Source organism: Vibrio sp. T11.5, assembly GCF_027587155.1.
GTDB classification, from domain to species: Bacteria; Pseudomonadota; Gammaproteobacteria; order Enterobacterales; family Vibrionaceae; genus Vibrio; species Vibrio neptunius.
The window spans coordinates 42,865-55,686 of the sequence record NZ_JAPPTP010000004.1 but is presented as its reverse complement, the minus strand read 5'-3'; the positions used below and the strand labels follow the sequence as shown (position 1 = coordinate 55,686).

Here is a 12,822-nt window from a genome sequence, read left to right as displayed (position 1 = left end):
CTAAGCGTCCTTCGCTTCCTTATATATCCGTAAGGTTACTTCTCTTTCTATCTTATGATCAACTATTGGCGGCGGATATGACAAGCTTCTTACACCACTCCACTTCCAGGGTTGGTGAACGAATTTATCCGGCACTTGAGACAATTCAGGGATCCACTGACGCACAAAATCTCCATTGGGATCAAACCTTTCACCTTGGGTAACGGGGTTAAAAATGCGGAAGTATGGCTGACCGTCACATCCGGTTGAGGCACACCACTGCCAGCCGCCATTGTTCGCAGCATAATCTCCATCTACCAACTTGTTCAAAAAATAGCGTTCACCGATTCTCCAATCAACATGGAGATCTTTGGTCAAAAAGCTCGCCACGATCATTCTTAACCGATTGTGCATCCACCCCGTTTGATTGAGTTGCCTCATGGCTGAATCTACGATAGGAAAGCCGGTTTGGCCTTTCTTCCACGCCTCGATATGTAACTGTTCGTTATGCCACAGCAAGCGTTCCCCCCAGTCAGAAAAAGACTTTCCTCTACTCAGCTTAGCTTCAAAATGAATGAGGTGTTGATAGAATTCACGCCATATCAACTCACTTTGCCATACTTCTCTCCCTTCGCTGAGCGGCAGAGGCTGACCAAACATCAACCGAGCCATACATTGACGTACAGATAGTGCTCCGATAGCTAAGTAAGGGGACAGCTGGCTGGTTCCAGCAACGGCGGGAAAGTCTCGGTTTTTGGCATAAGTTTCTACATCTTGGCTATCAAAGTCTCTCAGCTTTTGGATTATCGAATGGGTATCTGCGGCAAATTGAGCACTTGAGTCTCGCGGGTAACTAAAGTTGACATCATCAGTCAATACTAGAGGCTTTAAGTTCTCAGGTAATCCCCCTGAAGACACGGCTTGTGGCTTCCGAACTTGAAACGAGCACTCACCGAGTTTAGCTAGGTAGGCCTTCTTGAACGGCGTAAACACCTTGAAATAGCTGCCTTGCTTGTTCACTACACTGCCAGGTGCAAAAAGACATTTGTCATCACTAGACTCAAAGTGAATGGCAGTATTGTGGAGGCACGATTTAAGAACAGCATCACGACGCTGCTCATTCACTTCATATTCCGCGTTGACAAACACCCGATTCGCATTGGCCAAACTGGCAACCTCCGCGACACGCTCTGCGCTCTCAGCAAATGTGTCCACTTGAGCGTAAAGTAGTGGTATGCACAAAGACTCTAGGTCGCGCTTCAATGCCTGCAACCGACGGTAAATCAAATCCGCTTGAATAGGCGCTAGACCGTGATCTTGCCAAGTCTTAGGGGTTGCAACGTAAATACAGACAACCGGCTCACCAACTTCTATCGCATTAATGAGCGCAGAATTGTCTTCGACTCTTAAATCGCGTCTCAGCCATACAAGATTCATGATGTTACCCCTTGAGACGTTGCAAAAGATCCGGCAATACCAGTTGTCCAGAGATGCAGGTTTCCAGTTTTTGAATAGCCGCCAATTGCGATTCATTAATCGCACGGGCGCTGTATATCGCTAACGTCGAAAACTCTTTAAGACATGGATGACCGAGCAGGCCAGACAAGTCATCAACCTCATCGATCAAAGTCACTTTGCACCCCTTTTCCACTAATGAGAGGGCCATCAGGCGAGACGCGATATCCGTACTACCTTGAACGCAAATGAAGAGAGCTTTACCAGAGCGAGCGGCTTTATTTTCTGCTTCTATAATGGCGTTTAGCTTGGTTAGCATCAGCGTTTGGAACAAGCCTAGCTGAAGTGAACGTAGATTCTGTCTGACAAGCCCTAAGGCTTTCTCTACCGGTTGAATAAACTGAGTTTCGACCACATGCAGCGGGTATTCTTTTAGTACTGAATGAATTAGAGTTTCAGCTTTCCCTTTATTTAGGCTTGCCAATGCGTCTAAAACAGGTTCAACATCATCTAACTGAACCATGTGACTAGGGACTTCGGAGTCGGCTTGCTCTCCAGATTCTAACAGCGCTTTCACCTTACCAATCGACACTCCTTTACCTAACCAACCTTGAATATCGTTGATTAAGTCGATGTGCTTTTGTGTGTACAAGCGATGGCCTTTGTCTGTCCTTTCTGGTTCAATCAAGCTATAGCGTCGTTGCCAAGCACGGAGTGTGACGGGTTTTACCCCCGTCATCTCTGATATTTCTCTGATTGCGTATTTTTTCATTCTATAATCCATATCTCAAGCGCATTTCTTGAGGGTGGGGCTGCAGAAATTTCTGCTCGGATAGATAAGCATCCGGGTAAGCCGCCAAATAATGTTTGATCAAGGTTAAAGGTGCGAGGAGTGGCAACGTACCTTGTCGGTACTCTTCGATCACACCGGACAACTCAGCTTTTTGCTCCTTGGCTAGGTCTCGCTTAAAATACCCTTGGAGGTGCATCAGTACATTGGTGTTGTTTTTGCGGCTTGCTCTGTGTGACACCGCATTCATCAAACCCACGCGGTACTTTTGATAAAAAGTATCAATGTCATACTCTTTAATAGTTGCAACCAATCGGCCTAGTTCTTTGTAGGACTGAGGGTGATGGGCCATCAAGGTCAGTTTATAGCGAGAGTGGAACGCAACAATTTTGCCTGCCGTTGGCTCGCCATCCATCGAGTCGTAAAAATCTCTCAGCGTGTAAATACGCGTAATAAAGTTCTCTTTCAACACTGGGTCATTCAAACGACCATCTTCCTCAACTGGTAGCCACGGCATCTGCTTCATCAGCTCTTGGGTGTATAACCCCACGCCTATGTTTTCTGCTCCGCCTTTCTTATACACTTTGACCCGTTCCATACCACACGTAGGTGACTTGGCACACACAATATAACCGCATAATTCTGTACTACTCAGCTCAGCCACCTTGCTTTTGGAGTAATCCATCATTTTGTCTGTGTGGTCAATAGACGCATCTTTTGTCTCGACCAAAGCAATACGCTCTTGATCCGACATCAACCTAATCGTTGGCCTTGGTACAGGCATACCCATTCCAACTTCGGGACAGACAGGAACAAACTCGAAAAAGGGGGCGAGTTCTTTGGTCACAAACTTGCTGATCTTATGTCCTGAGTCAAAACGAACGTTTTCGCCCAAAACGCAGGAACTGATGCCGACTTTAATTACGTTGCTCATATTATGCTCCAGTATTCTTGTTAGGATGTACAAAAATATCTTTTGTATAAGTTTTAGCACACAATTCTAAAGTTATACAAGAAATAAAAATGTACAATTTAGAGCACTGTTACGTAATTGATCCAATTTTGGTTCACATTTGACGTAATCGTTTTTCCAAATCGATTGCTTTAACCCTTTCAACAAAAAACGTTATAAATACTTATATCCATAGTGAAATGGATTACTTTTGTGACGAGCCTCTCACGAAGCCTTGTGATATATAGCTAGTATGACTTCAACAAATTTTTGAGAATCAACATAATTAGTAATCAGAATACAAAATTACTAATGAACTCGGAGTAACAACTATGGCAACCCCACACATTAATGCTCAACCAGGTGATTTCGCTGAAACGGTTTTAATGCCTGGCGACCCTCTTCGCGCTAAATACATCGCAGAAACATTCTTGGAAGATGTACAACAAGTTTGTGATGTTCGTAGCATGTTCGGTTTTACAGGCACATACAAAGGTCAACGTGTTTCTGTCATGGGGCACGGTATGGGAATACCTTCTGCTTGTATCTATGTTCATGAGTTAATCGCCGAATATGGCGTAAAAAACGTTATTCGTGTGGGTAGCTGTGGCGCGGTTCGTGATGACGTAAATCTGATGGACGTTGTTATTGGTATGGGTGCATCGACAGACTCCAAAGTGAACCGTATCCGTTTTAGTGATCATGACTTTGCTGCAATCGCAGATTACGGACTGCTGGAGGAAGCGGTAAAACAAGCCCGCACTCAAGAAGTACCGGTAAAAGTGGGTAACGTATTCTCTGCTGACCTTTTCTACACCCCAGAAGCAGATATTTTCGAGAAAATGGAAAAGCTAGGCATACTAGGTGTTGATATGGAAGCGGCGGGGATCTACGGAGTAGCTGCGGATTTGGGTGCGAAAGCACTGACCATCCTAACCGTATCTGACCACATCATACGTGGCGAGAAACTAAGCTCAGAAGAGCGCCAAAAATCGTTCAACGACATGATGAAAGTTGCGCTTGAGACAGCCATCAACATCTAATAAGCAATCCTTCGCTGCCAGCCACTATAGTCTGGCAGCCCTGATAATCCCGAGGGGGAGATAGTGACTACTGGCAAGCTGCCTAAGGAAGCAAACGGGTTACAACTCAACTTTTGTAAAACATTGGCGTGTGGCAACTTTGGATTGAGTGATGCACATCGATACGTTGTGCAACATGCGAACCCTAAACGACCTGCGATGGTTTGTCGGGAGTGCGGTGCTTTCCCCCCCTTACTTAACAATCTGGAAGTGTTGAACGAGCTTCATCGTTTAAGACAGCTCCATAGTGATGGTTTGCCAACTTGTCGTAATACCCAATGCGAAAATTTTGGCTTGTCAGTTCACACTCACAAACATCTGTACCATGCCTTTGGCTACAGCGGTGATCGTCAACGTTATCGCTGCAAATTGTGTCAATCCACGTTCGTCGATAAATGGTCAGGTGCCAATAAAAAACTCGCTTTTCAGGAAAACCTCCTCGGTCTGCTCTTTATGGGCTATTCAGTACGTGAGATCTGTCGTAAGTTAGAGATCAATCCGAAGACGTTTTACGATCACCTCGACCACATCGCTAGCCGATGTCGACGCAAGCTCGCCATGTTCGATGCACGTTGGGTAAATCATGCGAAGAAGTATGAACTCGCCTCTTACTACGTCCGTTTGCAACCTAAAAGTAATAACGGCGTTTTGTGGATCGCTACAGGAGAAGCCAGTTCAGGCTATATTCTTTGTCAACATGTCAATTACTCTGGAAATGAAGACCCTCAAGGAGATATTGACCATGACCCGTACCAAGACATTGCTCGATTCGTATCTCGTGATCATTCATCTGAGGCTAGCATTCCTGTTCCAGAACCTTCTCCTGTTTTAAGGGAACGTATTGATCAGCAATACCAAACGATTTTGGCACGAGGCAATGTTGAAGACCCTATGGGTAACCTGACGACATTCAATTACCCTTCTAAAGGTGCACTAATCAGGCCGCCTTATACCTCCTATGCCCATTTTCTACATGTGTTGGATCTGTGTAACAGTGATCGTCAAGTCTCCATCTATTTGCCTCAAGATCCTGTTCTACGCTCTGCAGCTCTCAGTGTCTGCCTACCACGTATACAGCGTCAAAATGTCGACCTTATGTATGTTGAAGAAGATCAAAACTGGAACGAACACAGTCTAGTCGGAAAAATCGACATTGTTCATATGGGTTGGTGGCGAGATCGCTGGGCAATTGCTACTTTTGCTAACTCATCCAAAGGCATTTGTTATCTTGCTGGCCAAAATAACGAGCCTACAGAATGGCTTAGCAAAGCAAGCATTCGCCAAACTGAGTTCTATCAACAACGATTTCAAACTCTGTTTGAAAGCTTTATTAACGAACCTCGTCGCAAGCTTCGCCCTGGTGGATTACTTCCGATGTTGGATATATTCCGAGCATGGCACAATTTATGCTATCAAGATAAGGATGGTATGACAGCCGCACAAAGTCTTGGTTTAACGCAATCACCTTTGACTCTGCGGGAACTGCTTTCATAATTAAGATTATTGTGAGGTACGCCATTAAAGCTCAGGCGTAATAATGCTTTTACTAGAGTTACATCAGCCACTATTTTTATAATAATACCGAACAATATTATACATGGCTGTTAAGGGATTAATTCATTGGATAAAAGCCAGCATCTGCTAGACACAGAGATTGAACAGCTCAAAGCACGAATTGAAAGTGAGCCTGAAAAGGTTTTAGCTATCGCTGAACAGTGCGCGACGCGCGCTAATCAGATTTTGTACCCAGAAGGGGCTGTACAGTGTCTGATTATCATGTCTCGCTGTGCTTGGAGTTTGATGGATTATCGACGTGGTCTGAAGTACATCAAAGATGCCCATGGCAAACTTAACACATTGGATACCGACGACTTTCTCCCGGAAATCCTCCACCTTCATGCTCTTCATTTTTGGGGGCAAGCCAAATACTATTCTGCCCAGCAATATTGGATTAACGCACTAGAACAATCTGCGTTGGTTGATGAAATCGAAATTCAGATTGAGTCCTTAATCGGTCTAGGGAATATCTGGCGTATCACTCATGAGTATCAACTTGCTAGGACCACTCATGAATTGGCCGTCACTGTTGCCAACAATACTCGTATCGGATGGCTGGAAGGAAAAGCAAGGATTCTCCTTGCATGGGATCTCTACTTACTCAACAATTATGTAGAAATGCTCACAGTATTGGATGGAGCGTTAGAAGCGCTCAATGGCCATGATGACAAAACCTGGCAAGCTGAAGTATGGGATTTCAGAGGCTTAGCACTGCTAGGGCTTGAGAGAATTGAAGATGCCGAAGTTGCGACGGGTAAGGCACAAGCTCTGGCAGAGAAACACGATTTAGTCTGGATGAAAGCCCATTCTTACATCAGCCAAGCAAGATTGGAGCTATTACGTAAACGCCCCGAAAAAGCGACACAATTGCTCGTCCAAGCAGAACGCTCTGCAGCCTCTTTTGATAATGGTGAACTGTTGTCTCAAATCTGCTTCCAACAATCACGTGTTGCTGAAGAACAAGGGGATTTTAAAGCCGCCTTGCACGCATTTCAGAAATATCGCAAACACTCAACGGACATGCTCAGGGAGCAAACCGCTCGCGTCAGTAACGACAGAGCGCGTACATCAAAACGCCAGCTTGAGCAACGAGCACGTAAACTGATTAATCGCATTCGCGGACAACATGAATATGATCCAGAGAAACATCTCCACCAAATGGTGTCTGAGATTTATTGGTGGGAACAACTGGTTTTATTCAAAACAGAGTTAAAGCGTTCTAACCACGCAGTAATAACGATACAGCACAGCGACTCTGAATATATTGAAGTATGTACCGAACTTGCCCACTCACTATGCAGCCATCAGGATTTACTATCACGTCTTAGTGGCGATCGCTTAGGTATTCTACTTGCCGAAAGAGACGATGCCGCACTTCAGGTATTCCATGTGCTGGCGCAAATGATTGAAATCTATCCTTGGCACCGAAAAGGGCTCAATAAATCACTACCCAAAGTGGTTTTTCAAGACATCCTAACGTTCCCCTTCACCTTAGAACAATTAGAAGAAAGCCAACCACTGGAAGTACAGAATGGAAACATTGCTCAATAAAATCTCCGAATCTGGTTTAGATGCTTCTTCAGTATCTGGTGAAGAAGCTATCATTTTCTGGAACCACATTCGTCAACATATCGCCACTACGCCACAGGAGAAGGCACAAAGCCTCATTATCAGCGCCGAATACCGCAATGAACTTAAGCAACCTGCAACCAGCATTGAAGAACTAAGAAGCGCACTTGAACATCTTTCTCTACCCAACGATGCTGAGTTAATCCTTGAAGTCAAAAGTAGCCTTGCCGACAAGCTGGTCGAAGGTGGTGACTATTCGGGAGCGTTACAGGAATACATCACTTCTTCGACCATCGCAGTAGATACCAGCCATATTGATGCTTACGTTTTAGCCGTTCTAGGGATGGGTAACCTATGCGACGCTTATGGCGACCACAATCGTGCACTGCGTTATTATCAAAAGATCGACGGCATCGACCATGCGATTTCTAGCCGTTCGCTGCGGCTTCGCTACAAACTTTATATGTTGGCATGTTACATTGAACTCAATCGGACAACCGCCGCCAAAGATTTACTCAAAGAGTGTTCAGAACTCGCAATACTGGTGAGTGATAAGGTGCTTGCTGGACAGATATTACTTTATCAAGCGAAGTTATATCGCCATCAAGGTAAACAAGACAAAGCGATTGAGTGTCTAAGCAATGTTCAGTATACCGCAGGAAACATCCACTCCACTTGGTTATCCAACATGATTCGCCTTGAATTGGCACACAGCCTAAACGAATCCAACAAACCACACCTTGCTAACTGGGTACTAGAAAACGCTCAGAAAAAGGTCAAACACTACGCTTCACCATTGCTGAATCTAAAACTGAATACCGCTCTCGGTGATATTTATGAGCAACAAGGCAATTTCAAGCAAGCTTTATACTGCCAGAAAAAGGCGTTTCGCATAGAAAGCGACTTGATGAAGCAAATCCCTATTGGTGAGCTGGGCGCTGCCCAGTTGCGCCGCTTGTCACGATTTGAACTGCAACTCAAGCTGATTCTGTCAGAGCTGGAAAACCGCGAGCTTAAAGAGACAACGGAAAGTCAGAAACATACCGTGGCTCAGCTCCAACAAGATGTATTTACTGATCCTCTGACCAACTTGCACAACAGGCGTTGGCTCGATGTAAAACTCAAAGATCTGCTCCTCCATGATGTACCCTTCGCGTTAATGGTGATTGATATAGACCACTTTAAGTCCATTAATGATGAACTCAGTCACCTAGTCGGTGACAAAGCCATCGTAAATGTCTCTCACGAATTATCCGCTTACTTTAAATTCAGGGGGGCATCGAGTGTTCGTTTTGGCGGAGAAGAATTCTTAGTCATCCTTGAGAGAACGACATTGGAGCAAGCGACTATGCACGCGGAAAACTACCGCGAGCGTATTTTTAAGTTTGGCTGGCAAGACATTCTTGGAGAACGCGGTCTGACAGTAAGTGTTGGAATTACGCTTCATAGAGAAGGGGAAAATACTCAGCGTACTTTTTATCGAGCAGACAAAGCGCTCTACCGTGCTAAAGCCAATGGACGCAACCAGGTCTGTACTGAGTAATTTCTAGGGTAAAAAGAACAAAGATACTCCTACTATTGCAGCCAAGGTACCAATAATGCTTTTGGCTGTCACTTTCTCCCCTTTCACCACATAAATACCCAACATAAACACTGGGCTGGTTGCAATCAGCGTTTGAGCAATAGCAGGATTAGCGTGCTTCAAGGCGATTTGTTGCAGCCACAATGCCAAAAATGTTCCCACAAAGATCGCACCGAGTAGCCAAAGAAAGGCCGACTTTGTTAGTTGTCCTAAATGCTTTTTGATGGACGAGAAAGGTTTTTTTTCAAAAAACGCTATCACCATAGCCACCACCAGCACACCGATAGACAGTCGAATTAACGCTCCCAACAGAGGCGATAAGTCTCCGGCTACTAGAGCGTAATGTGAGATAACCACTCCCGACGCCTGACACACACTCGCAAGCAAGCCAAACCCCACACCTGACCAATTCGTTTGTTCTCCACGGGCATCTGGCTGAAAAATCACGAAAGTGACGGCTAACGTCGTCAATAACACACCGAGCCAACTTTGCAGAGGTAAAACCGAACCTAAGGCGACCAACGCCAACACACCTGAAAGCGGCGGTGCTAAGGATTCCAGTAACAAGGTTTTGTTGGCGCCAATTCGCTTGAGTGAAGCAAAGTAAGCGCTATCTCCGGCAGCAATCCCTATAATTCCTGAGACAGCCAATATCGCCAGATGAGTAGACGATATCACCATCGTGGGCATCTCAATCCATGGTAACGCCACCAGCATCATGCCTGAGGCGGCGACGCCTTTAACGATATTAAGCTGCATGGCTGAAAAATGATGACTGAATTGGCTATAAATCCAAGTCGCCATCGCCCAGACCACTGCAGCCGACAATGCGGCAATCTCTCCCTGAAATTCCATCTACTCACCTCGATATTGATTTAAGAGAAACAAACAGAAAGAGGTAATCTCTCTCTAAATTCTTGTTTTTATTTCTATACTTAAACTGGTATCACCGTATGTTTTATTGAATAAAAACACAATAACAGGAAAGCTTTTATGTTTTTGGACTACTTTGCGCTAGGTTTACTTATCTTTGTCGCACTGGTGATTTTCTATGGCATCATTGTAATTCACGATATTCCGTATGAAATAGCCAAGCAGAGAGCACACCCACATCAGGATGCGATTCACTATGCAGGTTGGGTCAGTTTATTCACACTACATGCTATTTGGCCATTTCTCTGGATATGGGCCACGCTCTGGCGTCAGGAAAGAGGCTGGGGATTCCAAAAGCTGGAAGAAGAACAGCACGATATTCATCACCGTGTCGATTTACTCATCGATCAGGTTAGTCAGCTACAAAAAGAGGTACGTCACCTCAAAGAGAGACATCAAACTAATCCCTCTCCTGCGATCCGAATGGATGATCATGAGGAGGAACAGTAATGGATTTGCTCCTTATTCTCACGTACGCCGCGTTGTGCATTGCGATTTTTAAGATCTTCAACATCCCACTCAATAAATGGACAGTGCCAACTGCCGTATTAGGTGGTGTGGTATTGGTCGGTACATTGATTCTTTTAATGAACTACAACCATCCGTTCACTCAGCTTGGCAATCAAGTTTTTTCCAGTACACCTATCGTTTCAGGAGTAAGAGGTCGGGTTATCGAAGTGCCTGTAGAGCCCAATAAACCGCTCAAACAAGGGGACATTCTCTTTATGATTGATCCTATCCCATACGAAGCAGAAGTTGAAAAGCTTGAAGCACAAATTAAAGAGGCCAGCCAAGGCGCTCTTGGGCTAGAGTCTGACGTACAAGAAGCGCAAGCTGCGCAAGCTCAAGCCATCGCCGATAGAGACAAAGCCCAGCGCGAATATTCGCGGTATCAGCGCGGTTACGAAAAAGGCGCGTTCACTGAGCAGGAACTGGACACTCGACGTCAAGCCTACAAGGCTGCTGAAGCCGCGGTCAAAGTTGCTGAGGCCAGAGTAGACCAAGCCAAGATTGCCCTCAACTCAGAAATAGGCGGTGAGAACACCACAGTCGCACGTTTGCTAGCAGAGCTGCGTCAAGCAGAATTTGACTTGGAGCAGACTATTGTCAAAGCCCCCACTGATGGCTTTGCGACTCAATTGGCCTTGCGCCCTGGCGTGATGGCAGTACCACTGCCACTGGCTCCAGTAATGACATTCGTTCATACCGAAGAAACGCTGTATGCCGCTGCGTTCAGGCAAAACTCTCTACAACGCTTACAACCGGGCTATGAAGCAGAATTTCTCTTCAGAGCCCTTCCAGGAAAGGTGTTTAAGGGAGAGGTTGTAGACGTACTGCCCGCCATTGGTGAAAGCCAGTTTCAGGCGCGAGGCGCCCTGCTTGGCACGGAAGCATTGCGTACCAGTGGACGAGTCTTTGTCACTTTAAAGATCACGGATGACTTGTCCGACTACCACTTGCCCATGGGGACAGCAGTCGAGGTGGCGGTTTACTCCGATCAATTCACTCATGTTTCCATTATGCGTAAAGTACTCATTCGAATGAAAAGCTGGCAGAACTATCTCTACCTAGACCATTAAAATCCGTCAGAAAGCAAAAAGGCCTCTTACAAGAGGCCTTTTCATTTGTAGATGAGCACATTAACCGATAAAGGAGATGTACCCTTGAAGGATAATTAAGTTCACAATGTCGATAAAGAAAGCACCAACAATCGGCACCACCATAAATGCCTGAGGTGATGGGCCATATTGGTTGACTACTGACCCCATGTTCATCACAGCCGTGGGCGTTGCACCTAAACCAAATCCACAATGACCACCCGCGATAACAGCCGCATCGTAGTTTGAGCCCATAACCTTAAAAGTCACAAAGTAAGTAAAAATACCTAAGATCACCGATTGAACCGAAAGGATGATCAGAAATGGAATCGCGAGGTCAAAAATGTTCCATAGCTTCAAGCTCATTAGAGCCATGGCTAAGAACAGTGACAATGAAACCGTACCGAGAATATCGACTGTTTCTGCATCTACCTTATGAGTTTTGGTCACTTCCATGATATTAGTGATAAACACGCCAATAAATAGCGCATAAACGAAATCAGGGATCATCAGCCAGCTAATCTCCAGACTGCTGACCCATTGTTCCAAGTATTTGGCTCCTGTCACACAGATAAGCAAAACAAACAGGATTTCAATCACTTTTTTCGCTGTAACCTTGTCCTCTTCATACTCATTGTAAGTGATGACTTCAGGAAACTTTTCATGAGTATCTGTCCCGCGTCCGTATTCTGACTCAAGGTTGTTTTTGTTGATCAGCTTTTGAGCAACAGGGCTACCGATGATACCACCGATAATCAGACCAAACGTGGCAGAAGCCATCGCGATTTCTAGCGTGTTCTTCAGGCCATAAGTTTCTGAAAAGGTTTGAGACCAAGCTGCGCCTGTTCCGTGTCCACCGGATAGAGTGATAGAACCAGCAATCAAGCCCATTAAAGGGTCTAAGCCTAGCGCAGAAGCCAATGACACCCCAACACCGTTTTGAATGATAATGTAAAAAGATGCAACCGCAAGAAAGATAAAGACTTTAACGCCACCTTTCATCAACTGCGTATAGTTTGCTGCCAAGCCAACCGTACTGAAAAACATCAGCATAAAAGTATTTTGTAACGGCAGTGAGAATTCCAGATCAAACTCGTTAAAATGCATGCCTGTAATGATCATCGCCACAATCAAACCACCCACAATGGGCTCTGGAATATTGAACTTCTTCAGAATAGGGAGCTTAGAATTTACAAAGTGGCCTAGAAACAAAACGCTGATTGCGATTAAGAAAGATTCTAGTGGTCCAACCGAAATTATCTGATTCATATAACCTCTTCATTGTCTGTCACTCATCTTCCCTAATGAGCTAAGAGCATATTGCT

11 protein-coding genes are annotated in these 12,822 nt (G+C 45.1%); 6 read left to right on the top strand and 5 right to left on the bottom strand.

All coding sequences use genetic code 11. The features are described 5' to 3' along the window. Genes phrB through OH455_RS06120 form a run of 3 tightly spaced genes read right to left on the bottom strand, consistent with a single transcriptional unit; the run spans window position 1 to window position 3,158 of the window. Complete coding sequence (gene phrB / locus OH455_RS06130; RefSeq protein ID WP_269980731.1) at window positions 1–1,416, bottom strand: deoxyribodipyrimidine photo-lyase; 1,416 nt, start codon at window positions 1,414–1,416, stop codon at window positions 1–3. Between the two features lie 4 nt (window positions 1,417–1,420). Further along, window positions 1,421–2,218: a MerR family transcriptional regulator gene (locus OH455_RS06125; RefSeq protein WP_045975887.1), complete on the bottom strand. Its 798-nt coding sequence runs from the start codon at window positions 2,216–2,218 to the stop codon at window positions 1,421–1,423. Next, window positions 2,208–3,158, bottom strand: coding sequence for a YbgA family protein (locus OH455_RS06120; protein ID WP_269980730.1), 951 nt, complete (start codon window positions 3,156–3,158; stop codon window positions 2,208–2,210). Before OH455_RS06120 ends, OH455_RS06125 begins: the two co-directional genes overlap by 11 nt. 350 nt (window positions 3,159–3,508) lie before the next feature. Here OH455_RS06120 and deoD point away from each other — a divergent pair, with 350 nt between their 5' ends. The 4 genes from deoD (at window position 3,509) to OH455_RS06100 (ending at window position 8,927) form a co-directional block, all read left to right on the top strand. Beyond that, entirely contained in the window at window positions 3,509–4,219 is a 711-nt protein-coding gene (gene deoD, locus OH455_RS06115) for a purine-nucleoside phosphorylase (RefSeq protein WP_045975885.1), read from the top strand. Between the two features lie 63 nt (window positions 4,220–4,282). Continuing rightward, a complete protein-coding gene (locus OH455_RS06110) occupies window positions 4,283–5,752 on the top strand; it encodes a lactate dehydrogenase (RefSeq protein ID WP_045975884.1) in 1,470 nt (489 codons plus the stop codon). Window positions 5,753–5,878: 126 nt separating this feature from the next. Beyond that, a complete protein-coding gene (locus OH455_RS06105) occupies window positions 5,879–7,366 on the top strand; it encodes a hypothetical protein (RefSeq protein WP_206370232.1) in 1,488 nt (495 codons plus the stop codon). Then, window positions 7,347–8,927 (top strand): GGDEF domain-containing protein, encoded by a 1,581-nt coding sequence (locus tag OH455_RS06100; RefSeq protein ID WP_269980729.1) that lies wholly within the window; start codon window positions 7,347–7,349, stop codon window positions 8,925–8,927. Before OH455_RS06105 ends, OH455_RS06100 begins: the two co-directional genes overlap by 20 nt. 3 nt (window positions 8,928–8,930) lie before the next feature. Here the strand turns inward: OH455_RS06100 and OH455_RS06095 are convergent, their stop codons facing one another. After that, entirely contained in the window at window positions 8,931–9,821 is an 891-nt protein-coding gene (locus OH455_RS06095) for a DMT family transporter (RefSeq protein ID WP_269980728.1), read from the bottom strand. A 138-nt stretch (window positions 9,822–9,959) separates the two neighbouring features. Between OH455_RS06095 and OH455_RS06090 the strand changes: the two genes are divergently transcribed. Then, window positions 9,960–10,349 carry a DUF3302 domain-containing protein gene (locus OH455_RS06090; RefSeq protein WP_269980727.1) on the top strand — a complete coding sequence of 130 codons (390 nt, stop codon included), beginning with the start codon at window positions 9,960–9,962 and terminating at the stop codon, window positions 10,347–10,349. Further along, window positions 10,349–11,479 carry an HlyD family secretion protein gene (locus tag OH455_RS06085; RefSeq protein ID WP_269980726.1) on the top strand — a complete coding sequence of 377 codons (1,131 nt, stop codon included), beginning with the start codon at window positions 10,349–10,351 and terminating at the stop codon, window positions 11,477–11,479. The genes OH455_RS06090 and OH455_RS06085 overlap by 1 nt, the downstream gene beginning before the upstream one ends. A 60-nt stretch (window positions 11,480–11,539) precedes the next feature. Here the strand turns inward: OH455_RS06085 and gltS are convergent, their stop codons facing one another. Then, window positions 11,540–12,766, bottom strand: a complete 1,227-nt coding sequence (gene gltS, locus OH455_RS06080) for a sodium/glutamate symporter (RefSeq protein ID WP_206370223.1) — start codon at window positions 12,764–12,766, stop codon at window positions 11,540–11,542. Between the last annotated feature and the right edge of the window lie 56 nt (window positions 12,767–12,822).

Coding starts and splice junctions, on each gene's coding strand:
- phrB (WP_269980731.1), bottom strand. CDS start 1,416: ATGAATCTTGTATGGCTGAGACGCGATTTAAGAGTCGAAGACAATTCT.
- OH455_RS06125 (WP_045975887.1), bottom strand. CDS start 2,218: ATGGATTATAGAATGAAAAAATACGCAATCAGAGAAATATCAGAGATG.
- OH455_RS06120 (WP_269980730.1), bottom strand. CDS start 3,158: ATGAGCAACGTAATTAAAGTCGGCATCAGTTCCTGCGTTTTGGGCGAA.
- deoD (WP_045975885.1), top strand. CDS start 3,509: ATGGCAACCCCACACATTAATGCTCAACCAGGTGATTTCGCTGAAACG.
- OH455_RS06100 (WP_269980729.1), top strand. CDS start 7,347: ATGGAAACATTGCTCAATAAAATCTCCGAATCTGGTTTAGATGCTTCT.
- OH455_RS06095 (WP_269980728.1), bottom strand. CDS start 9,821: ATGGAATTTCAGGGAGAGATTGCCGCATTGTCGGCTGCAGTGGTCTGG.
- OH455_RS06090 (WP_269980727.1), top strand. CDS start 9,960: ATGTTTTTGGACTACTTTGCGCTAGGTTTACTTATCTTTGTCGCACTG.
- OH455_RS06085 (WP_269980726.1), top strand. CDS start 10,349: ATGGATTTGCTCCTTATTCTCACGTACGCCGCGTTGTGCATTGCGATT.
- gltS (WP_206370223.1), bottom strand. CDS start 12,766: ATGAATCAGATAATTTCGGTTGGACCACTAGAATCTTTCTTAATCGCA.